This is a genomic window from Mesorhizobium sp. WSM4850 (assembly GCF_055811735.1).
In genome coordinates this window covers 133,208-156,660 of the sequence record NZ_JBVVPV010000004.1, presented here as the reverse complement: position 1 = coordinate 156,660, position 23,453 = coordinate 133,208, and the positions used below count along the sequence as shown (strand labels likewise).

18 protein-coding genes and 1 pseudogene are annotated in these 23,453 nt (G+C 57.3%); 8 read left to right on the top strand and 11 right to left on the bottom strand.

Going from position 1 to position 23,453, the window contains the following annotated elements; genetic code table 11:
* Positions 1-245: 245 nt before the first annotated feature.
* The 5 genes from AC0L2Z_RS07755 to AC0L2Z_RS07735 all read right to left on the bottom strand — a co-directional run bounded on the left by AC0L2Z_RS07755 (position 246) and on the right by AC0L2Z_RS07735 (position 7,379).
* Complete coding sequence (locus tag AC0L2Z_RS07755; protein ID WP_287279770.1) at positions 246-1,349, bottom strand: glycosyltransferase; 1,104 nt, start codon at positions 1,347-1,349, stop codon at positions 246-248.
* A 278-nt stretch (positions 1,350-1,627) separates the two neighbouring features.
* Positions 1,628-2,593, bottom strand: a complete 966-nt coding sequence (locus AC0L2Z_RS07750) for a glycosyltransferase family 2 protein (RefSeq protein WP_473627420.1) — start codon at positions 2,591-2,593, stop codon at positions 1,628-1,630.
* On the bottom strand, positions 2,590-3,870 hold the full coding sequence (locus AC0L2Z_RS07745; RefSeq protein ID WP_473627419.1) for an O-antigen ligase family protein: 1,281 nt from the start codon (positions 3,868-3,870) through the stop codon (positions 2,590-2,592). Before AC0L2Z_RS07745 ends, AC0L2Z_RS07750 begins: the two co-directional genes overlap by 4 nt.
* 640 nt (positions 3,871-4,510) lie before the next feature.
* Positions 4,511-5,212, bottom strand: a complete 702-nt coding sequence (locus AC0L2Z_RS07740; RefSeq protein WP_287279764.1) for a class I SAM-dependent methyltransferase — start codon at positions 5,210-5,212, stop codon at positions 4,511-4,513.
* A gap of 106 nt (positions 5,213-5,318) precedes the next feature.
* Positions 5,319-7,379, bottom strand: coding sequence for a hypothetical protein (locus AC0L2Z_RS07735; protein WP_473627418.1), 2,061 nt, complete (start codon positions 7,377-7,379; stop codon positions 5,319-5,321).
* 699 nt (positions 7,380-8,078) lie between these two features.
* Between AC0L2Z_RS07735 and AC0L2Z_RS07730 the strand changes: the two genes are divergently transcribed.
* Entirely contained in the window at positions 8,079-8,921 is an 843-nt protein-coding gene (locus AC0L2Z_RS07730) for a hypothetical protein (RefSeq protein ID WP_287279761.1), read from the top strand.
* A 519-nt stretch (positions 8,922-9,440) separates the two neighbouring features.
* Positions 9,441-10,133, top strand: coding sequence for a class I SAM-dependent methyltransferase (locus AC0L2Z_RS07725; protein WP_473627416.1), 693 nt, complete (start codon positions 9,441-9,443; stop codon positions 10,131-10,133).
* Between the two features lie 311 nt (positions 10,134-10,444).
* Here the strand turns inward: AC0L2Z_RS07725 and AC0L2Z_RS07720 are convergent, their stop codons facing one another.
* Positions 10,445-11,143 carry an oligosaccharide flippase family protein gene (locus AC0L2Z_RS07720; protein ID WP_473627415.1) on the bottom strand — a complete coding sequence of 233 codons (699 nt, stop codon included), beginning with the start codon at positions 11,141-11,143 and terminating at the stop codon, positions 10,445-10,447.
* 250 nt (positions 11,144-11,393) lie between these two features.
* Here AC0L2Z_RS07720 and AC0L2Z_RS07715 point away from each other — a divergent pair, with 250 nt between their 5' ends.
* From AC0L2Z_RS07715 to AC0L2Z_RS07700, 4 genes and pseudogenes are all read left to right on the top strand, one after another.
* Positions 11,394-12,236, top strand: coding sequence for a hypothetical protein (locus AC0L2Z_RS07715; RefSeq protein ID WP_287279761.1), 843 nt, complete (start codon positions 11,394-11,396; stop codon positions 12,234-12,236).
* 105 nt (positions 12,237-12,341) lie between these two features.
* A complete protein-coding gene (locus tag AC0L2Z_RS07710; RefSeq protein WP_473627413.1) occupies positions 12,342-13,028 on the top strand; it encodes a class I SAM-dependent methyltransferase in 687 nt (228 codons plus the stop codon).
* Between the two features lie 369 nt (positions 13,029-13,397).
* Positions 13,398-13,559 (top strand): annotated as a pseudogene (locus AC0L2Z_RS07705) (IS66 family transposase zinc-finger binding domain-containing protein); the annotation flags it as partial.
* 76 nt (positions 13,560-13,635) lie between these two features.
* A complete protein-coding gene (locus tag AC0L2Z_RS07700; protein WP_473627412.1) occupies positions 13,636-13,839 on the top strand; it encodes a hypothetical protein in 204 nt (67 codons plus the stop codon).
* A 161-nt stretch (positions 13,840-14,000) separates the two neighbouring features.
* Here AC0L2Z_RS07700 and AC0L2Z_RS07695 read toward each other — a convergent pair whose 3' ends face one another.
* From AC0L2Z_RS07695 to AC0L2Z_RS07675, 5 genes are all read right to left on the bottom strand, one after another.
* Positions 14,001-14,909: a polysaccharide pyruvyl transferase family protein gene (locus AC0L2Z_RS07695; protein ID WP_473627410.1), complete on the bottom strand. Its 909-nt coding sequence runs from the start codon at positions 14,907-14,909 to the stop codon at positions 14,001-14,003.
* 368 nt (positions 14,910-15,277) lie between these two features.
* Positions 15,278-16,864, bottom strand: a complete 1,587-nt coding sequence (locus AC0L2Z_RS07690) for a lipopolysaccharide biosynthesis protein (protein WP_473627409.1) — start codon at positions 16,862-16,864, stop codon at positions 15,278-15,280.
* Positions 16,865-17,114: 250 nt separating this feature from the next.
* A complete protein-coding gene (locus AC0L2Z_RS07685) occupies positions 17,115-18,365 on the bottom strand; it encodes a glycosyltransferase (RefSeq protein WP_473627408.1) in 1,251 nt (416 codons plus the stop codon).
* Positions 18,362-18,583: a hypothetical protein gene (locus AC0L2Z_RS07680; protein WP_258118599.1), complete on the bottom strand. Its 222-nt coding sequence runs from the start codon at positions 18,581-18,583 to the stop codon at positions 18,362-18,364. Before AC0L2Z_RS07680 ends, AC0L2Z_RS07685 begins: the two co-directional genes overlap by 4 nt.
* Positions 18,584-18,596: 13 nt before the next feature.
* Positions 18,597-19,847 (bottom strand): glycosyltransferase, encoded by a 1,251-nt coding sequence (locus AC0L2Z_RS07675; RefSeq protein WP_287288041.1) that lies wholly within the window; start codon positions 19,845-19,847, stop codon positions 18,597-18,599.
* Positions 19,848-20,613: 766 nt separating this feature from the next.
* Here AC0L2Z_RS07675 and AC0L2Z_RS07670 point away from each other — a divergent pair.
* The gene (locus AC0L2Z_RS07670; protein WP_473627406.1) at positions 20,614-23,190 is read left to right on the top strand and encodes an SGNH/GDSL hydrolase family protein; all 2,577 of its coding nucleotides are present in this window, start codon (positions 20,614-20,616) and stop codon (positions 23,188-23,190) included.
* Complete coding sequence (locus AC0L2Z_RS07665; protein WP_473627405.1) at positions 23,187-23,447, top strand: acyl carrier protein; 261 nt, start codon at positions 23,187-23,189, stop codon at positions 23,445-23,447. The genes AC0L2Z_RS07670 and AC0L2Z_RS07665 overlap by 4 nt, the downstream gene beginning before the upstream one ends.
* The last annotated feature ends 6 nt before the right edge of the window (positions 23,448-23,453 follow it).

Genomic DNA, 23,453 nt, shown 5'->3' with positions numbered 1-23,453 from the left:
TGAGCAGATAGCCCAAGGAGGCTTTGACGAACAAACTCCGTCCGGGCTTATCCGCGCGAGCCGCAGGATGGTGTTCGTCGGCAAGGACCGGCGATACATCGTCGCTTCCTCCAGCCGGTGGGCTGCGCGCTGGCATCGGACTGGGAGAAGGGCCAGGTCGAGAACCATGTCGGACAGGTGGGATGCCGAGCAGTCGGAATTCACGATCGGTCCGGCTATCCTGGTCGCCAGTGCTTTGCCGGTCATTACATTCCGCCACCCAACACCGCCGTAGCGCGGACACGCAAAGCATCCTGCGAATAGGCCTCCAGCATATCGTGTCGTGCCTGTATTCCGATCTCTCTGCGGAGCGTTTCATCGCCCGCGAGCAATAACACTTGGGTCACCGCCATCTCCGCTGAGGGCACAGTAAGCTTCAGCATATTCTCTCCATGCTTCCCGTAATCCCGAATACCGCCGACGTCGGTCGCGATCACCGGAAGCCCGACAAGCATCGCCTCCGCGACGACGATGCAGAACCCTTCCGTATCGGACAGATTGATGAACATGTCACGATCACAGGCCCGCTCGAACCAGCGTGCGACATATCCATGGAAATGCACGCGATCTCGAATGCCGAGCTCATCCGCCTTGCGCGAAAGCGCCTGCCGTTCCGGCCCGTCGCCGTAAAGATCGAGGCTTACCGAAACGCCGCGGTCTTGGAGCATTCGGATGGCCTCAATCAGGCGGTCAAAATTCTTTCGCGCCATAAGGCGTCCGGCTGCAGCAAGGCGCAAGGGTGTGTGAAGCGCGTAGTCGCGCTTGTGGGAGGAAGCCTCATCGGCACGAAACAGAGGCACCACATGCGACCGGCGCCTGCGGGGCAGGAAGTATGCTTGCGTCTCCTGCAGCGTATTTTCGCAATCAGCCCAGATTTCGTCGACACGCCAGGACAGCGCCTTGAGCACAGGGCCATAAACGCCTTCGGCACGCCGGGAGCGGTAACGGGCGATGTGCTCGAATGAAACGCAGCGAAGCCGAGGAGCGAACATCGCAACTAGCCGTCCCAGGAGATTGGCCTGCTTGAGCGACAACACAACCATATCCGGCCGCCACTCCCGGATGAGGCGCAACATTACAAAGAACGTGCTCACGAAGATGCGCAAGGAAGGCACTTCGCTCTGCGACGTCAGGATAAGATTGTGCTCTCCGATATTTGCGGCGATTTCATCGGCAAGAGCCCCGCGACCACGGCAACAGGCTAGAATCTTCAGCTCGTGGCCGCTGAAAAATCCTGCTTGCAGCAAGGTCAGCAGCCCATGCTCGGCGCCACCGGGATCGAATCCGTTGATGAAGTAAAGAATTCGCATGTGATAGTGAAGCGCTCCGATTCTCTTGCCCTCGTATTTACTGTCGCAACTAACGGCCCGATCTTGTGTGGAATTCTCCTGCGCTTGTGGTGAGGGCTCAGTGGTGGGGTCTGGACACCTTTCAAGTTCTTACCCGCATTAAGAGCGACTTGGCGACCGCGGAGAGCTCTGATTTCGCCTCCGTTATGGTCCTGTGTCGCGGTACAGAATAATCGCTATGGAAAGATTCCAGGGCTGCCGCATGAGATGCTCGAACTCTCGCCATTCCGCCAGCATCATTAAGAGCCGTCAGCAAAGTCTTTGCGCAAGGCGCGGTAGAACAATAGCTTGGCTGCACGGCGCACCTGCGGATCCATGCCCCTCGGCAGGGCGCAAAGAAAAAAGTAAACGTACACCCGCCATGACAATGGATCGTGCCACATCGCGCGAATGAGCAAGCGCGCTCCACGTTTCATTTCGCCTTGAGCCACGCAATCATTGCCCGCCTTTGCGTACAGACGCGCGTTGCGCCGACGCGCGAGGTGCGTAAGCTCCGGCCGCCGCATGACCCATTCTCGCGTGAGGCCTTCGCCTACCGGCAGAAGCGCGTCGAGTCTGCGGGTTATGTTCGAGCCATGGCGCCGTTTATAGACGAGTGCTCCGGCCACATGTTGAAATGTCCAACGCTCGGCTGCGCGCATACAAAACTCTGTATCCTCTCCAGCCCTGAACGCCTCGTTGAATACCCCGATATCTTCGACCATCTCCCGCCGCATAACCATACTGGAAGGAACAATCGGCCCATCAAGCAGAAAATATGTCGGCAGCGTATCGCGTTGGTCCGCGCGATAGCGGCGCACGGCGACGTGTAGAGCATCGGACAGATCCGGAGCGGAAAAATCGACAAAATCGCCATAGACAAGACCTGCCTTGCAGCCATTGCCCAAGACGGCTAATTGACGCTCAAGCTTGTCCTCTGCCCAGAAGTCATCGCCGTCGAGAATTGCAATAAGATCGCCGGCAGCATGTCTGATGGCAAGATTCCTCGCCGATGAAAGCCCGATACCCGCCGTCGTCAGGACATGTACGCGCGGCTCCCTGCGACCCAGCGATGCAATCACTTCCGACGAGCCGTCCATCGAGCCATCATTGACAATGATGATCTCTTTGATGTGGCTCGACGCGGTCTGATTAATCACGCTTTCCACTGCCTGCACGATGAAGCGTTCTTCATTGTGGCATGTCATGATAACTGAAACACTCATCTCGTGTTTCCTGGCAAGGGGCTCCCGAGGAATCGGGGATGTCTCATGCTCCCGGGATGGCTCCTCCGCGTCCTGCGCAATGATAGACAAAGCCCGTGCCGCGTCAATTCAGGCAGGAGCGAGACAAGACTCAGCGTGACGAAAGCTCGTGTGCCGGAGGCTTCTGTTCCAACGTAAAAGGCGCAGGGTACAAGAAGCACGAGGGGCAGAAGCCGTGCCTGGGCCGCTCCGATCAACCCGTGGAAAAGTGCCCAGCTTAGAGTACGGCTTAAGCGAAACCATGCAGCAATCCATATGAGAATATAGAGGCTGAGCCCAATGATGCCGTTCTCGGTGAGGATGCGTTGAAACTCGCCATGTATCCCCAGCCGCAACTCGCCAGGAAGATTGCTGAACTCCGTATCGATAATATTCTTGAATTTGTTCGTGCCCACGCCCATCAATGGATGTTCGGAGATAAGCTGTCTGGACAGAGTGAAGGCAAACGCGCGCTGGACATTGCTCGGCGTGTCACCAGGGGCATATTTCCCCGTCGCGGCCAAATATTCGTGTTGCCCCATGCTCAGCGGATTGACGATGGTCTGCAATTGCTTTTCGACATAGGCGTTGTCTACCATGATCGATAACATGAAAAGACCCACGAAGCCGGCGGCGATCGCTGGTACCATTGCAGCGAGCCGTCCGCGCATCAGAAGCGCAGCGGTCAGAAAGAGATAGATCAAAAACGCCTTGCGTTCCCCGGATAGCAGGAGCAGGGGAAGTATCCCTGCCCATGCAAACCAAAGGGCGCTCCGCTTGCCCCGTTTGGCGAAGAGGAGGAGTCCCGCGAGCGCAATTGGAAGGAAGGTGAATACGAGCCTTGGGTCGGCCAAGTGCTTCCAGCCGACCGAGTAGCCATGAGCCACATGCCAGGTGATCGTATAGGCGAGAATCAGCACCATGCCGAAAAGCAAGATGTTGACGGCCTTCTGCGTCTCGAGCCATCTAGCCTCCTGTGCGATGGCGAACGCAAAGGCGCCCACAGTGGACATCTGCAACAGCTCGCGCAGGCCGTTCTTCGCGTCTACGCTGAAGGCCGAGACCAAGTGCCAGCCGAAGAAGGGCAGGAGCAGCAGAAAACCGACTGAAAAAGCCAAATTTCGCCAACGCCCCGTCGCCAGGCCAATGATGAGCGCCAGCAATACGATCACCTCGAACGGACGCAGCAATACAAGACCCGTCCCGAGCCTGATTGGCAGGAAGAGGCTCAGTATCGCGAATGTGAGGAGATAACGCATCACAGCCCCCTCGCGGCGCGATATTCTTTTAGCATGTTCTCTTTCCCGGAAACAGAACTTGTTGGATGTATCAATGCCAGCCCGCGGAGAAACACTTCACCCTCCAGCCGACGACCCCATCGTTCCGCCCGCTGTGGCAATCGCATATCGAAGAGGTTTCCGCCTGTTGGGAAAGCTCATCCTCCTCGGCTGCGGGGAGGCTTACTGGTGGCAGAACTCATCAGCAGTCCGACGAGAGTGGTGACGCATCCCGACGGCGTGCGGTCGATGCGGGCTAGCCGACGGTCTCGCTCTCCGGTGTCCAGGCTTCTGGCTGGTTGAGCAACAGAGACCGCGCGAACATGGCAGCGAATTTTATGCCCGGTATCCCGCGAACTGAGCTCATAGCTTGTGCCGGTTTCGTCCACGATCGGAACGCCGTCGCGATACCAGAGACACTCTATTGCGACGCAATCACGTTCGATACGACAGTCAGCTCTTGGACTGGTGAAGCCTCGCCCGAGAAGACCGGCAATGCGCTGAATTTCGGCGGGACATCAAGGGGGATGGGTCCGCGCAGGACTCAGTGCACTCATTCAGTCCGCAGAAAGCCTTTGAGAAAAGCAAGGGACATATCCGTGGCGGTGGTTCCAATTTCACCTCAGATACGATCGCTCGTGCTCATCGCCCGGAAGCACATAAAAGCCTGAGAGTTTAGGGCCGGGCCCAAGCCCGGAAATGGAGAATATCCGATCGAGATCGGGGCGAAGCGGCAGGCGAGTCTCTGTCGAAGCACCCTGTAGTCAAACCCCTTGTGATCGAGATAGGCGCCGGACTTGCTCCGTGGGACCTGTTGCCAGAGAATTGCCGCACGGAATAGCTCCCGGGCGCTGTATCGCCATCGCGACTTGTTTATGAAAACGGCGTTGGGGTACTTGAGCAAGAGAATAGGCCCAACCATGATGGGCACGGAGATGATCAGAACTCCACCAGCCCGAAGAGAGCGCTCACAGAACGAGATGAACTCCTCTAATACGTTCTCGTCGACATGCTCGAGGGTTTCAAAGGCCAGCACCGCGTCTAGTACCTCATCAGGTATCTCTCCCAGGCTCCCTACCGGCGTGAACGATGGGGCTTTTGGCGCCACATAGGGATCATAGCCGTAAAGCGGTCCTGACCAGCCCCCGCCGGCCAGCGTGTTAAGAAAGTCGCCATTGTTGGATCCGTAGTCGAGGATAGCGCTGCTTGGAGAGAGATGTTGCTTCACAAGTCGGATACCCCTTTCATGCCGGCTTCTCTGCGCAAACCGTGCAGCCGGGTTGGGGCTATTCACCGTCAAGCGATCATAGGCGGACGGACTCATATGTTTCTCCCGGGGCGAAAAAGGAACTAAGAGGAGACCCTGCCGCCTGTCCTTTTTGCTCGGGCAGATGATGCCATAGTCAAGCCGCGAAAGCTCATTTGCACGATTACCTCTCTACGACGTCCGCTTCGGCTGTCCAGGCTTCCGGCTGATCAAGCAAAGAGAGCGCACGCACTTGGCACCGGATCCTGTGCCCAGCATCCCTTGCATTGAGCTTGTATGTTGCAGCAGTTTCGCCGACGATGGGAACTCCGTCACGATACCAAAGGTACTCCAGATGCGACGCTGGCACATTCGGTTGTACGCTCAGCGTGCTTCCGATTGAGGCAGAGCCGGAAAGCTCTGGCAATCGCGCGAAGCCGGCAGGCACCTCCGCAAGGTCCGACTCCTTCTGGCGGACCCGAATATAGTCTATGGCCATGTCGTAAGTTTCGGATGGATCCGGCAAGACTCCGCCCCTGCCGGATCGAAAGCCCAAATCGACCATGATGTATTTTTGCGCGGCAAGCTCCAGCGTCGTCGGGCAACGTGCCACTTCATAGCCATCAATCACGAAGTATGTGTAATTATCTTCGATCTGGGCGTACCACGTATGAAACTCGCCGTTATATATGTCTATCGCGTTGGGGAAGCCGTTTGATTGGTCGATCGGGTAGCCGGCGATCTTCCTGCGCACGTCAGCGGCGGCGATTTGGGGATCGGGATAGGCAAGCGCCGGCTTATGCACATGCTGGCTGATATTGATCCACGTTCCGTCCTCCGCCCCATATTCCCAAAAGTCAGTTTCCAGACGATTCCGCGTCCGCCAAAACAGGTGCTCCTTGCCATAGGCCCAGAAGGCAGGAAAGAAGCCCGGGCGCGGCGCGGAAAGCTTGGGGAACTTGGCGCGGATCTCGAATATTCCTTTTCCCCACCACCGACCTTGGCCGTTGTTGTTGACCGAAGAAAACGCTCCGGTCCGCCAAACCTTGTTGTGGACGAGACGGAGCGACAGCGTGTGGCTCTCGGCATCGTGAATGTATGAAGACGGCGTCCCGGAAATCCGCTGTGCCTTCGCATCCCCGCCGATATTGGTGAGGTGCGTCGGCGCGAACCAGCCGCTGCTCTGTGCGCCTGTCAGATCGTCGACAATGGTGTTGGTCTCGAAATCGTCGAAGAACACCGTCGTATAGCCGCTGATATCGGGCGCCGCCTGACCGCGATGGGCTTGGTTCGTCCTTGTATCAACCGCCGCCCAACTTGCCCAAGCCTGCGAATCGAAGGCATAGCGCGCGGGATTGTCGCTGGCATCCACCGCCGAAGGCGGGCTCTTTCTATGGGGATGATCGTCGGGCAGGTCGGCTTGCCTGCCGGCGCGCCACATGGCCCAACCCACGAGCTTGTCGATCTGCGCATCATTGAGTTCGCTTTGCCCGATGATGACGCAATCGATCGCGACATCGGCCCTCATCGGCTTATTCACATCGCCCATGAAGCTCTGCGATTTCATCAGGTTGGGTTTCAATGCATGAATCGCCTGGCCGGCCGTCTTGACCCCATTCACCACAGCCTGCATCACGAATCCGCGGCGGTACCCGACCATGACATTCCAGTCGTCAAAATCGGTCGAGTACTGCCCTTCCTCGCTCTTGAGCTTGCCGTCATGGAGCCGCGAAACGAATGTGCCGGCCGAGGGCTTGAAACAGACCTGGGGCTGGCGATGCACCGGGCCACCCTCCGCGCCATTGACGCAAAGAACGGAAACGTTATCCGCACCGGTGCTGTTCACCGAATGGCACCGGGCGATCACGAGCCACCACCGGTGGAGATAGGGGGCATCCTTATCGACTGGCCAGGTCAACGCCTGTTTCGTGCCCTTCTTGAAGAGGACGCCGCCGTTATTCGGAAGCTTTGTTGGGCGCAGGGAGGGCCCGGCTTGCACCGCAGCCACCGGCTTCACGCCGCCGGATTGCCACGAGGAGATTTCGCCTTCGGCCAGATCCTCCTGAAACCAGGATTTCACAATCATTTCCGGGAACAGACCAGGACGCCAGGAGTCAGCTTCCGGCAGCGAGCCTTGCGCCGGGCCGGCGGCCCGAGCATCCCATCCCGAGCGACCGGATGCGGTCAGCACAAGGGCGGCGCATGCGGCCCGTGCCAAATCCCGGCGAGAAATGCGGTTGGTCATTATCGTGTGCCTTACATATCTCACATCGCGCCAATATCCGCTGGTTTCGAGCTAAGGCTGCACAACGACGCCCGTTACCGATTATTGCGCTTCTCCTCGCAAAAAACAATTCGCCGCTTTAGTTTGGCTTTTCAATGGCGCCCTGCGGCGCGCCGAAGGGCAACAGAATCCTTCGAAACGGAGTGGTCTGCGAGCATCGAGATACTATGGAACGAGCCGTTATCGTCATTCGTTCGGTCGAGGGGGCTCGAACATACGGGTCAACATGAACGCTGCCTCTCTCTCTCTCTCTCTCTCTCTCTCTCTCTCTCTCTCTCTCTACCGTAAGATGGCCGCAGACAAGTTCTGGCAATTCTGCTACAAGGCGCTTAGCTTGCTCCGAAGATCTATCCGCGCGCCGGAACCCACTTGGTCAGGTCGTCTCCCGCGAGTTCAATGTGATGAACTTCGCCCGTCCTAGTACCTCTTTTCAGAAATCGGATTTCCCATGCGTTTTCGTGTGGTACGAGTAGCGCTTGCAGTGCTGTCCGGCACGCGGCGATGAAGCGGGCGCGCTCCTGACGATGGTCGACGACCAAAAACACGCGCGCTACGGGTACAGTGACGCGAGCCTTTACGACGCGAGGGTTAGGAAATACTATCGCCCAATACACTCAGACAGGTCAATAGCGCACCGAACCGCAATCCCTGGACCCCAGAATGGATCGAGCCATTGTCATAAATTCCTTCGGCCGCGGCGGGTCGAACATTCTGGCGAATATGATCGGCTCTTCGCCCGGCGTCCTCATGACCTTCGATGAGTTTTGGCAGTTCTACTACAACGGCGGCTGGAATCTTCCTCCAAAGGTCTATCGGCGTCTGGGAGTCCGGGCGGGCAAGCTTGCCTCCAGGTCAGTGTTCTACGCGAAGCGATTTCAGAAGCGTCTGGAAAGGAGCGTCCAAGCGTCGATCGCCGCTGACTACCAGCTGCGGAAGGAAAGGGGGCTCGATCTCGCGCTCGCGCGCCACGTCCTCTTCAAGGTGACTGAGTACGACATCTTCCTGAACTCTGAAATCGAGAAGCAGTTCGAAGAGACGATCTTCGTCGGGCTGGTGAGGAACGGCTACGGCCTTTGCGATTCATGGAACCGCCGAGGGGTGCCGGCCATGATGGCGGGACGAGTCTACGGCCACATTGCCGGCAAGATGCTTGAGGAACAGGCTGCCAGAGACAACTACTTGCTTGTCAGGTTCGAGGATATGGTTGCCCATCCTCTCCGCTTTCTGGATCGCCTGTACGGGCGCCTGGCGCTGCCGCGGCCGCGTGAGGACGCCTATATTCACAAGCCAAAGAGCTACGGGCCCGGTCAGGAGGCCGCCGCGTCTGCAAGTCGCACCATGCGCATAGTGGACAAAAGCTACTGGGCGTCACTCCTGGCCGAGAACATAAACGCTGCTGCGATGGAGCGACTGACGAGCGAGGACCTGAAGGACTTCAACAGGTACGGCTCCGGAGTCATGGAGACCCTGTACGAGGTTCGGTGGAGCAGCCCGGGCCCCTGAATTCGCAGAGGGTGGAGCAAACGACGAGGCGAACGGTGCTAACGATGAGGGCCTGTGGCGACAGGCCCTCGCACACTGTAACTAGCGGATGGGGAATGCTCGCCGATGCGTCCGAATGAAGCCAAGCACACTCAGGCGATCTTGGCTTCGATTCCGAGCGAAGCAATGAATCCCTGCCTGAATATCGGCTCCTCGACGGCCACTTCCGGACGGTGGATTAGTCCCACGTCAATTTGGTTGAAGACATGCTGAAGCCGGCGCTGCAAGAGCAACTGGGGTCGCTCCATCCATCCGCGGTACTGCACCTACTACCGCAGGGCAAAGGGGCCGCAAGCGTGGCTACGTCTCGGGCGGATAGTGGGACTGGAACAGCATGAACATCCCGGTTATCATCCCGGTCCGGAACAGAGCGGCCGTTATTCTGCGCGCTAGAGGGCGCGCTTTCGCGAGGCCTGCCCGAAGGGCGCTTGGACCACCAGCCAGTTCACCGTATGCTATTGATCCTTGGAGTGTTGGTAGATGCATTCAAGATCCGATACGCTCTATACAGGTCCAAAAGGCGCGCAATATTTTGAGCAGCGGGGCAGTAGCCGAACCGATACCGTACAGAAATCTAGAGCAAGGCTTTTTGAGGATTTCAGCAGCCATACGGATGTCGTTCTGGATTTCGGCTGTGGGACAGGCAGTATCCTCTCGTGCTTGCCAGCGGTGAAGCGAATTGGCGTGGAGATCAACGAGACCGCTGCTAAGCAGGCGTCTGCACATTTGGACCTTGTTGTTGGCTCACTTGCGGATATCCCGTCCAGCACGATAGACAAAATTATCAGCTATCACGCTCTCGAGCATGTCGACAGCCCTTCGATGGTGCTCCGAGAAATGTTGCGCGTCCTAAAGCCCTCTGGCGAGATAAGGGTATTCGTACCGTGCGAGATGCCGATCATTGCTCCGCAGCATCGCTCATGGTCAAACAATCCCCACATGCATCTGCATTCGTGGACCCCGCTCACCTTGGGCAATCTGTTTACGGTGCTTGGCTTTGAGGTGACTGCGGCCCGCATGCTTTCGGCTTCTGAAGGTGGAAGGCTCGGTGCGCTCTTTCCGAAGGACTCGGCTCTTCGTAAAGCTGCGGCTTTCTTAAAGGCATGTCGGACGGGAAGGTTTCATACGGCGGTCACCGCGCGCGCTCCTGCTGATTTACAGCACGACAGTTAGAATCACCGTGAAGGGTGGCATTCGGTCGTAAGTCAGCGTGGAATCCAATTGAGCCATGCTGCTTTCTTGGACGTTACGGCTTGCAGGACTTCCACTCCGCATTTCCCGAACAGAAGCGAAGCTCTCAAATAGAGAGTAACGGCAGATAGCGTGCCTATCATAAAAGCGCCGATCGCCAGCACAAGATAGTACGGCGAGCCGGCGAACAGCATCCTGATCGCAGAACCGGCAGCGTAGATGACGGCAGAAAGACAATTGGCGGGATATGGACGAGCACGAAATCCACGAATGGCAATCCGGTCATGCGGCAGCTAATGAAGGAATAAAGGACGAAAGTCACTAGAATGGCCCGACACCGCCGCCGCTGCCGCACTCACTCCGTAAGGCGCCGCTAAAAATACGAATGATATGACAAGCGCCGCATGGAAAATCTGCATGGACGCGCTGCGGTAGCCACTGCCTGTGGCGAGCATAACGGCGCCGCATAATTTAAATGCGACCCGGAAATACATTGCCGCGGAAAATACTGCAATCGGAACCACTGCGTCCACCCATCTAGGGCCGAACATTGTCAGTACGATCTCCTTGGCGAAGCAGCACAGGAACGCGCTGGTTGGTAGAGTGAGGGCTGCGGTCAAGGCATAGCCCTTCAGCTGGGCGCTGCGCAGCCTGGCCTCGTCTGTCTGCACTTTTGACAGCAACGGGAAAACGACCGTTCTACTCAGGTTTCCGAATAGATTCGCCGGCATTGCGATTAGAGTGAACGCCCTCGTGTAGATGCCAAGCTCCGCGGTCCCGAGCAAACGCGCGACGATGATCTTGTCCATGTATTGGCCGCCGAAGGCCAAAACTCCAGCCAAGGAAAATCCCAGGCTCTGCGTGCGGATCTCGCGGTAGGACTGCAGGTCGAAGCGTGGCATGGCGAGATATTGTCGCGCAGTGATCAAGTAAATGCCAGAAAGAAAAATTGCCTCGGCCATGGCCGCGATCACCAGAGCCCAGTAGCTCAATCCGAGCTAGGCAAGCGGAATAGCCAAGCCGATTTCCCATGCGTTTTCGTGTGGTACGAGTAGCGCTTGCAGTGCTGTCCGGCACGCGGCGATGAAGCGGGCGCGCTCCTGACGATGGTCGACGACCAAAAACACGCGCGCTACGGGTACAGTGACGCGAGCCTTTACGACGCGAGGGTTAGGAAATACTATCGCCCAATACACTCAGACAGGTCAATAGCGCACCGAACCGCAATCCCTGGACCCCAGAATGGATCGAGCCATTGTCATAAATTCCTTCGGCCGCGGCGGGTCGAACATTCTGGCGAATATGATCGGCTCTTCGCCCGGCGTCCTCATGACCTTCGATGAGTTTTGGCAGTTCTACTACAACGGCGGCTGGAATCTTCCTCCAAAGGTCTATCGGCGTCTGGGAGTCCGGGCGGGCAAGCTTGCCTCCAGGTCAGTGTTCTACGCGAAGCGATTTCAGAAGCGTCTGGAAAGGAGCGTCCAAGCGTCGATCGCCGCTGACTACCAGCTGCGGAAGGAAAGGGGGCTCGATCTCGCGCTCGCGCGCCACGTCCTCTTCAAGGTGACTGAGTACGACATCTTCCTGAACTCTGAAATCGAGAAGCAGTTCGAAGAGACGATCTTCGTCGGGCTGGTGAGGAACGGCTACGGCCTTTGCGATTCATGGAACCGCCGAGGGGTGCCGGCCATGATGGCGGGACGAGTCTACGGCCACATTGCCGGCAAGATGCTTGAGGAACAGGCTGCCAGAGACAACTACTTGCTTGTCAGGTTCGAGGATATGGTTGCCCATCCTCTCCGCTTTCTGGATCGCCTGTACGGGCGCCTGGCGCTGCCGCGGCCGCGTGAGGACGCCTATATTCACAAGCCAAAGAGCTACGGGCCCGGTCAGGAGGCCGCCGCGTCTGCAAGTCGCACCATGCGCATAGTGGACAAAAGCTACTGGGCGTCACTCCTGGCCGAGAACATAAACGCTGCTGCGATGGAGCGACTGACGAGCGAGGACCTGAAGGACTTCAACAGGTACGGCTCCGGAGTCATGGAGACCCTGTACGAGGTTCGGTGGAGCAGCCCGGGCCCCTGAATTCGCAGAGGGTGGAGCAAACGACGAGGCGAACGGTGCTAACGATGAGGGCCTGTGGCGACAGGCCCTCGCACACTGTAACTAGCGGATGGGGAATGCTCGCCGATGCGTCCGAATGAAGCCAAGCACACTCAGGCGATCTTGGCTTCGATTCCGAGCGAAGCAATGAATCCCTGCCTGAATATCGGCTCCTCGACCGCCCACTTCCGGACGGTGGAACAGCCCCACGTCGACCTACTCGTGTTTCGGCCGCTTCGCGAGCGCGGGGTACGTATCCTCAATATCGATATGAAGGAAGAGGAGGGAGTGGACTTGGTTGGAGATGTACTGGATCTGGCCTTCCAGGAGCAACTGAGGGCGCTCCATCCCAGGCTCGTCATGTGCTGCAACCTACTCGAGCATCTGGTTGATCCGGGCGCATTTGCCGACGCCTGCGCCAGTATCGTGGAGCCTGAGGGTCTCCTGCTGGTCACCGGCCCGTACAGCTACCCCTATCACCTCGACCCCATCGATACGCTCTACCGGCCAGCCCCCGACGAAATCTGTCGCCTCTTTCCTGATTTCACCTGCCTGCAACAGGCCGTCGTTTCGGACAGCACCTATCTGGACGATCTTCTGAGCCAGCATACATTACCGGAGCTGATCCGGCTGCTTACCCGGCATGTTCTAAGTTTTCCGTATCTCCTTCTTGCGGACTTTGAGCGTTTCAAGGCTCGCTATCATAGATACTTCTGGCTCTTTCGACCCTATTCGTCGACCGTGGTCTTACTGCGTCGCCCCGCTTACGGTTGATTAGTAGATGATTGGTATCACCACGTAGAAGACCCCTTCAATCTTAGAGGACGAAGATCGATGTTGAATATACAACGCGCTTGAATTCGGTATGACTACATCGGCAAAGTACTATGATAAGAAGAATGCCAACGGAAAAGCTTCTATCGCTCGCGCGACTCAGACCCGTGACAAACCAGAGCTGCAACTCGCCTACATTGCATTAAGATAAATATTGTTCTCATTACAGAGGCGACCTGCGCCCGACTGCGCGATCCCGATCCCGCGAACGAGGCTATTCGGAAAGACTGGTGCTAGTCACTGCGTGACCGCCTCAAAGGTGTTTTCTAACTTGGTTTTTCCTGTCACACAGGATTGGAAACGACCGTGCGCAACGCCTTAAGTAGGCATGTGATCGGCGAGGAAACCTTGCAGGGGCTCGAGGTGATCCCGGCGCAGTACCGGGCGATGGTGACGCGCCGTCCCAAATATGCCTGCCGAGCCTGCGAGCAGGTGGTGGTGCAAATTCGCGCATCTCAGAGTCACATCGAGAAGCTGAGAGGAAGATCTTTGTATTCGCACGGCGAGGGCGCCTTGTCATCGCCGAGCTGAGTTTAGAGAACGCAAAGTGAGCATGCTGGGCGGCTGGACGTCGAGACTGGATGCCGTCGCCGTTGGTCGATTGGAGCGAAGCTGCGGATTGTATCGGAGAGCCCGCATCGCGTCGCTGATCGAAACCTGGAAATCGGAAGGCGGCGATCCACGAGCCTACCTCGCCGACGTACTCACCAAGTTCGTCAACCTCTGGCCACCTCGCGTCTCGACGAGCTAATGCCCGGGGGGGCGCCCGAGAACTCAAGCAATAAACTCGCGGGCTGACACCAGCTCCGATCCAACTTCAAGACGCCGGCGCCGAGGCAAAAGAGCGCTTACTCAGGTCTTCTCGCCGATCACCTGCATAGGTGCCCGACAACAGGTGGACACGCGCCCAACCTATGCAAGCGCAAAGAACGGTGCGTACGCCACTTCTATCCTTCTCAGCTGTTGGGAAATTGCGTTTGCACCAGCCGATGAAATCGAAGATCGCTCCTCCGATAGACACCGTGCTAGCTTGGCAAGGACCCGATCAGACCAACCAGCCTGCTGCAATCTTTCAGTTTCGAGCGGATAATCCAATTGGCGAAAGATCGCTGATACTTTGAAGACCGACGGTTCGATGCTAACGACCGGGACACCCTCGCAAAGCGCCAAAATCGAAGCATGCAGGCGGCTGCTGATGACGGCATCGCATTTTCGGTATATGGACCGAAGCTGCTGATATCGAGGCTGGTAGTTGATGACCGTGGATTTATCGATTATCCGACTCAAGCGTCTGGCGAAAGCCAAATCGCGATGGATTGCATTCGACACAAGAACGATGGGACGCCCGACCTTATTCAGACCTTCTGCCAGACGCGCCCATTCATCCACGCCCTGCATAGCCCCCAAGCCATTAACTGCAAGCCCGATCGCCCCGCGGGGTATGGCGCTTGCAGCCTCCGGCACCGATATCTGTGAGGCCAGAAACACCATATCTGGTGCCTCATGAATAATCGAATTGCGCACGCCAAGATCTATCGCAACTTCAACCGATTTTGCGTCGCGCACGCTCAAATAGCACAGGTTCTTGTATACATGAGCAATCAAGGCACCGAGAGCATTGTTCCCGATCTCGAGGCTGTGGTTGATTGCGACAGTCTTCTTTCCGCTTAACTGAGCGATTCGAAGCAACAGAAGCAACCGCATCACTTGATGAGGATCGCCGGTTGGACAAATTTCCCCTGCGGGATTCCAAACGACTAAATCGGAAGTACAACAAGCTGTCACAGCGGTTACAGGAACTGATCTCTCGATTAGTCGCATGCCGGCCAATTTCCTACGCAATGCCAGCTTATGCTTTACTCTTCGGAAGGGACCACGACGCTCCTTTCCCGTCTCGTCAAGCTTGACCAAATTTAACTCAGCTTTCGCTGGCAAAGGCGCGTCCTCCCTGCGAAATCGCAATGTCAGCGCGTGAGCTAGTGCGTCAAACTCCTTGATCGAACCTCCACCGATGCCCCTCAGATCAAATTGTTCGAAAAAGCGTGGGTAACGATCAATAGCTCGAACATCCGCAGCAGGAAAACGGGATGTTACGTACCGTATGAACTCTGTAGAGAGTCCCTCATTGCCCGCATTTTGCGTATGAAGACGAGTTATAAGAAGAACACGAGGTCTCATATTAGTCCCGATCACATGTAATAACGAGCCAACTGGCGAAAAGCAAACCTTAGCGACGGCAGCGTTCGAACTCCTTCTACACCAAACCACACCAAAGTTTTCTCTGGCAAGAAGTAGAGTAGCGCGAGCACTGAGTTCACAACAGCAAGAGCGCTGATTGCGACAATGACAATGCTCGACTGCCCAACAAGCATAGCCTTTGTACCTACGCCGATGGCAACAACCACCAAGGCGAGAGACATTGGCATAACGTGAGTCCTAAGAATAGCACCGATACTCATTTCCATAACTCTGGAGACGAGTCGGACGGTGATCACAAAAGCAGCGCCGAAAGCCAGTAGCACCACCGTGCAAATGCTGGCGAGGCCATGATCGGAAGTCGTCAGGATGCCGAGTGCGAGTATAGCAACGACAGCGCAGTTATTCTTGATGATGCGATAGGGCTGCCCCAGCGCCTGAAGGACTGCGTAACTAACCCTGTTACCAAGCCGAAAATATAGGCTGGTCGCAAGAAGGGCAAAGGGCAAGACGGCCTCGTCCCATCGTGGACCAAGCATAATGTCGACAAGCTCTTGCGCGAAAACGATAGAAAATGCACTGGTCGGGATGGTGGCCAGTGCCGTTAAAGATAGGCCCTTCAAGTATCCGCTGCGCAGGCGTTCTCGGTCATTCTGAAGCTGAGCCATGGCAGGAAATGCAACAATTCGGACGATGCCGTTGAAGAGATGCCCTGCATTCTCGCTGAGGAAAGCCGCGCGCGTGAAAAGACCGAGCGCCTCGGCGCCCATGAGCCGTGCGATAAGAAACTTGGGGGTATTGTTCACCAGGTATCCGAAGGGCTGCGTGAGCGAGAACCCAAGGCTCATCGGCCACAATTCGCGAAACGCTCGAGCTGAAAAGCCGGGCAGCACGAGAAGCTTGCGAGCAGCAACTCCGAAGGCAAGCGCACCAACAGACACTTCTGCAATCTGCATGGCGACGAGCGACCAATAGCCGAATCCGGCGAACGCCATGGGAACAGCAACGACGAAGACCGCTACGGAGAAGCTGAAGAGCGGGCGGAGAGAAACCGCCCTTATCCTCATGTTGCGCACAAGGAGCGCCTCGCAGATCAAGTTGAAGGCACCCAGCGGAGTCGTGAATGCGAGCAGTTTCACGACATCGGTTAGAGCTTCGATACGCATCAACGCTGCGACAAACGGCGCTGCGAGCCACAAGGCGGCACCGATCACGCAAGATAGAGTAAGAGAGACACCGAGCGCAGTTGCTATGTGATCTCGCTCGACGACCTTGCGCTGGATGAGCGCCTGGGCCAGGCCCAAACCATAGAGCATCGCCGCAAGCTCCACGGCGATGACTGCGCCGCCGACGACGCCGTAATCCCGCGGCGAAAGCAGCCGCGCCAATATCGCAACCGAAATGAATTTCAGTCCCAGGCGCGCGATCGAGGTTACGCCGGACCAAGCAGCGCCCTTCAGCATGCGCTCTGTCAGTTTGCGCGGTTTAGTTGTCGAGTTGCTGTCCTCAGTGTTTGCCATGCACGATGCGCCGTTTGGGTCACCGGTAGCGTCTCCGCCGTCGTTTGCTGATTCAGCCATGAACATAATCCTGTTGGCGCCATCGATGACCCCGCCATTCCAGCTTGATGAAGGTTGTCGCCAATACATCCCCCTTCCGTACGAAGAGCCTCTGCTTGACTGCATTTCTGCCGGGAACCGCCTCGACCAGCTCGCCACCGGCAACATTCAAGCGACGCCGCACTAGGACGGAGTAAACCGCCCTTTCTGCTTTCCGTCCACTGGCCAAATATGAGCGTCTGTGCATTAGATCCTCGCCTGGCAAAAGCAGCTACCAGACGAATCTCCTCTTTGTACCGAGCATGTTGCTCTCAGACGTCACATGCTGCCGCATGAGAGTGGAGTATAGCTCCATTTGGAGCAGGGCGACGCTCTCCATGCTGAACCGCGCGGCGATTGTCTGTACTGCGTGCTGCGCCATCTCATAGCGCTCGGCTTCCGATAGGCCGAGCGCGCGACGAAGAAGCCCGGAAAACTCGGCATGCGAGCGGGCCAGAAAGCCGCCGCGCTCATGTTCCACAATGTCGGACGCACCGCTGACGTCGGTGACGATCGGCACCACGCCGCAGCTCATGGCCTCGAGCAGGGCGTTTGACATGCCTTCCGACACCGAGGTGGAAAGATAGAAATCAGCCTCCCACAGAAAGGGAAACACATCTTCGACCGCCCCGGCGAATGTGACCTTGCCGGAAAGGCCCAACCGGGCCGCCTGTTCCTCGAGAGGGACGCGGCACTGGCCATCGCCCAGGATGGTGAGTTGCGCCTTTGCGTCGGCGGGAAGTGCCGCGAACGCATCGATCATGTGCTCGACGCATTTTTCCGGATCGAGACGGCCAAGGCAGATAAAGCGTCGGCTGCCATCGGCGCTCGGCTCGCGGCGCGGCTTGCGGGGCAGATCGATCCCATTCGGAATCATATGAATGCGATCCGCGCCGATGCCATGTCTCTTCAGATCACCAGCGATTTGGCGGCTATTGGCGATGAAGGCCGTGACGTGACGTTTAATCAAGGCGGACGCCCAGCGACCGATGATCTTCTTTTCGCGCACAACGTCGAGATCGAAACACCGTCCGCCCCGGGCCAATTTTGCGAGAACCGGTTTGCGTAGGAGGGCTCCTGCCAATGCCGCCGGAACAGCGTGAAGTCGGGCATGGATGATATGTACGACATCGAATTCGTCGCGACGGCGCAGCATCCAGATCAAAACCTGGACACACCACGACAGGAACGACAGCATATGCCGCCCGCCCAAATACGGAGCCGCGCGCAAACGAAGGCGATGGATAGGCACCCCGTCGATGGCGGACCGTTTCGGGGTCGAGTGCGACAGTCTGGGTGCCAGAATGGTTGCGGAAACGCCGCTTTCAACCAGCGCCCGAGCAAATCGCCGCGCCTGTTGTTCGCCGCCGCCATATGACTCAGGAAAATAGGTTGGGAGCACGAGCAGAACACGTATGCTGGGAAGAGCTTCGGCTCGCGGGGTCTTCGTCGGATAAGCGGAGGCAACTTCTGCTTCAATCATATCAATCCGCCGGATAGCGTTCCTGGAGCCAGGGCGGCCACCAAGATTACAACCCCGTCCCATGTGCAAAAAAGAAGATGCCTCTTTGGCATCTCACTGCCTTTCAGCGCATCGATCCCCTTGTCGTCCAGATCGACGCACTCCACCTCATCCCCGAAATCGGCAAAGTTTGCACCGCTAACCAATCCGGCAAGCTGCCCGATCACCGTCAAACGCATAGGCAGCACCCGTTCATCGCGGAAGCGCCACATTTCGGATAGGACGTGTTGTTGATACTCCCGTGCTTGCCCGATGCTGGTCAAGAGCCTCGCGGTAAATGGCATCGGTCCGCTTGCCCATCAGCTTGACGTCCCAGTTCGAAAGATCCGTCGCCGCGGCGGCACCTTGGGCGAGGCAGGCCAGTCTTGCACGATCCTCCAGGAGGGCGGCAATGGCGTCGGCCATCGCTGCCAAATCATCCGCGGGTGTAATCACACCGTTGATACCAGGGCGGAGCACTTCGCGAAGACCTGGCAGATCGCAAGCGACGCAAGGCTTGCCACCGGCGAGATATTGCATGACCACGCGGGGCAATCCCTCCCGCATGGAACAGAGCAGGCAGAGGTCCGCAAGCGCGATCAGCCGCTCGGGGTCGTCCCGATAACCGGTAAAGACCACTTGTCGCTCGAGCCCAAGCTGCTTGGCCCGCGATTCCACGGTCGAGCGAAGCGGCCCGTCGCCCGCGAGCACAAGCACCGCGTCGGGTAACCGGACGGCGACTTTGTTGAAAGCGTCCAGAAATTCCGTGTGTCGCTTGCGTGGTTCGAAAGCCGCGATCATCAAGAGCACGGACGGGCGCGGCGCGTCCGGGGTCAAGCGCAACAAATCGCGCCAACCGTCGGGCGGACCGGCGTTGCGAAAACGATCGAGATCGAATCCGGAATGGACGACATAATGTTTGTCTGGATGTCCCACTCCCGCGCTCAAGCATAAGTCGCGGATGCCCTCGCTCACACTGATGAACGCACTGGTGACTGGCGCTGCCAGCTTTTCCAAGGCGAGATAAGTAAACCGCTCGGCGACGCCGACATTGACGAAAGGCACGATATGCACGCCATGAACGATCGCTGGCACTCCCGCCGCCCATGCGGCGAGCCGCCCGAGAATGCCTGCCTTGCTGGTGTGCGTATGCACGATGTCGGCATTCAAGGCGCGGAATCTCCGGGTGAGCGCCAACAATGCCCGCATGTCGGAGACAGGCGAAATGGAGCGAGTCAGGCCCGGGACGCCAATGAGTTCCACCCGCGGGTCCACTTTAGCTATGATTTCCGGCAGGACCGTCTCGCCATGTAGCAGGGCAACATCATGCCCCCCTTGCGCGGCCCAATTGCAGGAATGGACAGTATTCTCATCAGCACCGCCATTGATGAGACGGGTGATGACATGAGCGATACGCAGTCGACGCCCCACGTCAATCTTGCCTTCCGCATCCTGTACTTTCATATCGCCGCACCGATCGCGCTGAATTTATCCGTTGGGTGCGTTCCCACGCCCAGCCGCGCTTTTGGTCCATGTGTCCCGATATCGGTGCTACTGCATTGGAGTGACATGCCACGCCCCCGGTGGGTGCATGCCGTATGGAGATGAACCCCGAATCCTAAATGTCCTTCTTGGGCCATGGCACTTGCAGTCCGTAAGGAGGGTCATTCCAACGGCTTCCAGTCGATCAGATCTAACTTGTTGGATTTAAACGTCCCAGAGAACTGCCGCTGTTACCCTGGGCACAGCGGAGTGATTATTTTGTGGTATACCTTGTACCAATACTTCTGCCTTATCGCGTTTTAACGAAATCGGATCGGAACCGGACTCGTTCAAAAAGTAGTGGAGGCAACGCTTTAAGGGACAACGCAGATAGAGCGTCGGCTGCCATCGGCGTTCGGCTCGCGGCGCGGATTGCGGGGCAGATCGATCCCATTCGGGATCGGCTTCCAATCGGTCAGATTTAGCTTGTTGGATTTAAGCGTCTTAGAGACGGGTCGCTGTTACCCCGGGCACAGCGCAGCGATTTTTCTCTGATACACTTATGTACTTCTGCGTTTGCGCGGAACCGGACTCGTTCAAAGAAGTCAAGGCAACGCTCCAAGGACCGGGCGCATTACCCGTCAGGGATGGGAGCCATGGGAGGGGGACCAGCAGCTTGCGGATCTTTCGCGTGCCCCAAAGCTACTTCTTGTCGATGTCCGCCGGCAGCTGGTTGAGGCGCGCGAGCGTGCATTCGATCAAGACATTGTCTCTTCCCTGGTCGGCGGATCCTACGGGGACTGAGTCGAGAAGCATCCTGGCTTGGTTCGCCATAGCCGGCGAGTTGGCCCTCTTCATAGCGCTGGTCTATCTCCTCAGGCTCGAGACTACTGCGCTTGTCCGCGTCCTGCTCGTTGCCCTCGCCGGCTGGTGCGTGCACTACTTCCTGCCACAGCGTTATCGGCTGCCGTTTTTCGTGCTGCTCTCGTTCGCGGCTATCGCCGCAGTTTTCGCGAACCTTGGGCCTAACTGGCACCACTGGAGATTTGAGGGCCTCATCGATGCCGCCTGGATCGTCGCCATTGGGCTCGTACTGATCGGAATCGTCCACCTACCGATCGCTTTTGGATGGAGAGTGCTGGCGCTGGTTGGCGCCGGCTGCGGGCTCGCCGCCGCACGAATGGACTGGATTGCGACCCCGTGGACGCGCGCCGTCTGGCCCGTGCTCGCTTCCATGTTCATGTTCCGTCTCATTGTCTATGCGTACGAAATGCGGCGTGACCAGAGGATGGCGACGGTTTCGGAACGTCTCGCGTATTTTTTCATGTTGCCGAACGTGTGCTTCCCGCTCTTTCCGGTCGTAGATTTTAGAACTTTCCGTAGCAGCTACTACAATGCTGACCGGCATTATATCTATCAAACAGGTGTTCAGTGGATGTTTCGCGGCGCTATCCACTTAATATGCTACCGTATCGTGTACCAGCGGTTTGTGATCGATGCTGCGGACGTACACGATCAGATTGAGCTCCTGCAATTTATCATATGGCCATTTTTACTTTATCTGAAGGTTTCAGGTACTTTTCACATAATCACCGGGATTTTGCATTTATTTGGATTCAACCTTCCAGAAACCCACAATCTGTACTTTCTTTCCTCAAGTTTCACAGATTTCTGGCGTCGAATAAATATATACTGGAAGGACTTCATAATGAAAATTGTATACTATCCATTGTATTTTCGTTTTCGACGCTGGGGAGAGAGCGTAGCGCTGGTCAGCGCGACCCTCCTGGCGTTCCTCGCGACTTGGCTGCTGCACAACTATCAGTGGTTCTGGTTACGTGGCACCTGGGTATTCACCTGGAACGACTTCCTCTTCTGGATGATCCTGGCCGTACTTGTGACGATCAACGCCCACTATGAAATGCGGCACGGTCGCACGCGGCGCCTGCGTGGCGGGGCACTAAGCTGGAACGGTGCGCTGCAAACTGCTGGCCGGACCATCGGCGTGTTCGTCGTCATCTCGCTCCTTTGGTCGTTTTGGAGCGCGAGCTCGGTCCCGCAATGGTTCTCGGTCTTCGAAACCGTGGGTGTGGAAGGCCCTGGCAAAACAACGCCCGCCCTCGTGCTGCTCACGGTAGCAGCTATCATTGGCATTCCTGCCCTTGCGCTCGCGCGCGGCGCTGCCGACCGCCAATACAGTTTTCGGCGGTCGGTTGCGTCGGTCGGTGTCTGCGGGTTGATCGCGGTTTGCATCTCGCTCCCCGGGTTTCGCGATCGCCTCGGCGAGACTGTGAGTACCGCAATGGCCGACATTAGAGCGCCGAACCTCAATAGCCGCGACAACGAGAACCTGGAGCGCGGCTACTACGAGAACCTCGTCAATGTCAGCGCTTTTAACCCAGAACTGTGGATTGTCTACGGCCAACGACGAGACGAGGGATGGGGCAATTTACACAAGACGCCGCTGAGTGAGTTTACGGGTGCGCTTCCCACGATCTATCTGCGCCCACTCTCCCAAGCAGACTATAAGGGAAAGCGGGTCCATATTAACCGCTGGGGCATGCGAGATCAGGACTACGAAAAGATTCCTGCTCCCGGCACCCTACGAATTGCAACCGTCGGCTCTTCGCACGTCTTCGGCGAGGGCGTCGGGGATGAAGAGATTTTCGAGGGCCTGTTGGAGCGGCGGCTGAATGAGCAGGCGGCCGACAGCGGGTATCGAGATTACGAGGTGCTGAACTTCGCCGTCGGGGGCTATGTTCCCCTGGACGTTCTGGCCATCACCGAGGATCGGGTGCTCGCATTCAAACCAAAGTACATTTTTTACTTCGAGCACACCGCGCTTATTCCACGAATGCTAAAGCGTCTCGCGACAGCAATCCAGAATGGCTCCGCATATCGCTACGACTTCGTGAGCGACATTGTACGCGAGAGCGGGATCGATCCCAGCGCCGACCGCGAGGTGCTTCAAAGAAAGCTCACCCCCTACGGAGAGAGACTTCTGCGTGCAATCTATTCTCGAATCGTGGAAGCTGCGAAGCGAGAAGGTGTCGGGGTCTTTTGGATCTATCTACCCAGACCAGACGAGAGGACCAGTCCCGAGCTGGAGAGGCGCCTCGCTGCCGAGGCTGGATTCAACGTTCTCGATCTTTCCAACGTGTATGACGGGCACGACTGGCGGACCCTTCTTGTAGCACCTTGGGACGATCACCCAAACGCCGCCGGCCATCGGCTCATCGCCGACAAGCTTTACGAGGTGCTGCAGCAACACCGGGATCTAATTCCCCTGAACCTTGCGGTTGCTCCGCACAAGGAGGAACAATGAACGCGATCCAGATCAGGACGATGGCCAGGGATTTCATATTGAAGGAATTCCTGCCTGGTGAAATGCCGGAGAATCTGACGGATTCAACGGAGCTGATAAATGGCGGCATTCTCGACTCGCTGGCGACGCTCAAGCTCGTTGCCTACCTGGAAAAGTCCTGCGGCATCGAAATCGCCCCCGACGAACTCGTGCCGGAGAACCTGAACTCCATCGCCCATATTGCCAATTTCGTGCAATCGAAGCAGGCGTGCACGTAGAGCCCG

Coding starts and splice junctions, on each gene's coding strand:
- AC0L2Z_RS07695 (WP_473627410.1), bottom strand. CDS start 14,909: ATGCGACTAATCGAGAGATCAGTTCCTGTAACCGCTGTGACAGCTTGT.
- AC0L2Z_RS07755 (WP_287279770.1), bottom strand. CDS start 1,349: ATGCGAATTCTTTACTTCATCAACGGATTCGATCCCGGTGGCGCCGAG.
- AC0L2Z_RS07715 (WP_287279761.1), top strand. CDS start 11,394: ATGGATCGAGCCATTGTCATAAATTCCTTCGGCCGCGGCGGGTCGAAC.
- AC0L2Z_RS07675 (WP_287288041.1), bottom strand. CDS start 19,847: ATGAAAGTACAGGATGCGGAAGGCAAGATTGACGTGGGGCGTCGACTG.
- AC0L2Z_RS07710 (WP_473627413.1), top strand. CDS start 12,342: ATGCGTCCGAATGAAGCCAAGCACACTCAGGCGATCTTGGCTTCGATT.
- AC0L2Z_RS07690 (WP_473627409.1), bottom strand. CDS start 16,864: ATGGCTGAATCAGCAAACGACGGCGGAGACGCTACCGGTGACCCAAAC.
- AC0L2Z_RS07735 (WP_473627418.1), bottom strand. CDS start 7,379: ATGACCAACCGCATTTCTCGCCGGGATTTGGCACGGGCCGCATGCGCC.
- AC0L2Z_RS07745 (WP_473627419.1), bottom strand. CDS start 3,870: ATGCGTTATCTCCTCACATTCGCGATACTGAGCCTCTTCCTGCCAATC.
- AC0L2Z_RS07740 (WP_287279764.1), bottom strand. CDS start 5,212: ATGAGTCCGTCCGCCTATGATCGCTTGACGGTGAATAGCCCCAACCCG.
- AC0L2Z_RS07680 (WP_258118599.1), bottom strand. CDS start 18,583: ATGCGTTTGACGGTGATCGGGCAGCTTGCCGGATTGGTTAGCGGTGCA.
- AC0L2Z_RS07725 (WP_473627416.1), top strand. CDS start 9,441: ATGCATTCAAGATCCGATACGCTCTATACAGGTCCAAAAGGCGCGCAA.
- AC0L2Z_RS07685 (WP_473627408.1), bottom strand. CDS start 18,365: ATGATTGAAGCAGAAGTTGCCTCCGCTTATCCGACGAAGACCCCGCGA.
- AC0L2Z_RS07665 (WP_473627405.1), top strand. CDS start 23,187: ATGAACGCGATCCAGATCAGGACGATGGCCAGGGATTTCATATTGAAG.
- AC0L2Z_RS07750 (WP_473627420.1), bottom strand. CDS start 2,593: ATGAGTGTTTCAGTTATCATGACATGCCACAATGAAGAACGCTTCATC.
- AC0L2Z_RS07730 (WP_287279761.1), top strand. CDS start 8,079: ATGGATCGAGCCATTGTCATAAATTCCTTCGGCCGCGGCGGGTCGAAC.